Annotated in this window: 1 protein-coding gene; it reads left to right on the forward strand. The window is 52.9% G+C overall.

The features are described from left to right. The first annotated feature begins 212 nt into the window (after window positions 1-212). Window positions 213-1,217 carry an Abi family protein gene (locus tag BQ7477_RS10975; RefSeq protein WP_073983910.1) on the forward strand — a complete coding sequence of 335 codons (1,005 nt, stop codon included), beginning with the start codon at window positions 213-215 and terminating at the stop codon, window positions 1,215-1,217. Window positions 1,218-1,375 lie beyond the last annotated feature (158 nt).

Below are 1,375 nucleotides of genomic sequence, written 5' to 3' on the forward strand. Positions count from 1 at the left end.
GGGGTGCGGGGTGGCGCCGTGCGGGTCCGGGGCGGTGGCGCCGGGGAGGATGGTGAGGTGGCCGCAGTGTTCGTCCACAACGTGCAGCATGACTGCATTCGGATGGACAAACCCAGTGCGTGCGCGCGGCTGCCGTGATACGATGGATCCACAATGACCGGTTCCGCCCGACGAGGGTCCAGGGCCGGTCTTCACATTTTCGGAGGAGAGCGATGGAGCCCAAACCCTTTAAGTCTGTCGATGATCAGATCGCCATTCTGCAGGATAGGGGAATGGAAATCTGCGATGATGAATTCGCTCGTCGAGCTCTTCGTGAAATCGGATACTATAGACTGTCTGGATATTCCTATCCCTATCGCGCTGTGCAAGCGGAGACGGGGCTTCTCTCCGATAATTTCATCGAAGGAACCATGATCGAAAAAGTGGTCAAGCTGTACAGGTTTGATCAAGAGCTAAGAGCTGTCACGGGGCTTCAGCTAGCGAAAATTGAAATTGTGCTTCGGCTGATGATCAGTCACGAGCTTGGACGGGTTGATCCATACATACACTTGAGTCCACATAAGCTCGGGAAAAAAGCTTGGGATAAGGTCAATGTTCGGCCAACCGAGCAGTATTCAGAATGGCTAGACAAATATAGCTTATCTGTTGTGCGATCAAATGAAGACTCGGTCATTCATTACAAAAAGAAATACGACGCGATTTTGCCGGTCTGGGTTGCTGTGCATGTGCTTGATTGGGGCGGCCTGCGCCTATTGTATGGTTTTGCTCGGGATGAGCAAAGGAAAGCAATCGCCCAACAGCTTAATATTTCAGAATCTCAGCTAAGTTCATGGCTGCATTGCCTGAATGAGGTCAGAAATGTGTGTGCGCATCATGGTCGACTCTATAGCAGGACGTTTCCTAAGAGTCCCATGCTCACAGGAGAGGATCATGAGCTCGGATTTCTGCGTCGATTCGTGCTTGACGATGCGAAAGAGGGGAATAGGAAGGAAAAGAAGGGAAAGTGCTTTGCGCAGTTCACCATCATCCAGTATCTTCTTTCTAAGATGAATCTGGAGGGGATTAATGACCTCCCGCATCTTTTGCATAAATTCCCCGAAGTGTCTCCTGTTTCAGTGAAGGACCTTGGTGTTCCAGAGAACTGGGAGGAGCTTCCTTTGTGGAATGGTGATATGTATTCGTGTCCTCCTCAGGCGATGTCATACAGTCAAGGCTGATGGTAGAAACACCGGGGCGTGCGTGCGACACTAGGGGAGTGAACGACGAACAAGCTCCCTCACGCGGATCCGCCGCGCTCGAACCCGCGGCGCTCCCGCTCGAACCCGCGCTCGCGGACCCTTCCGCGACCCATCCCCAGCCCACTCCAGGATACGCG

Origin of the sequence: Actinomyces bouchesdurhonensis, assembly GCF_900128465.1 — a bacterium.
GTDB lineage: Bacteria > Actinomycetota > Actinomycetes > Actinomycetales > Actinomycetaceae > Pauljensenia > Pauljensenia bouchesdurhonensis.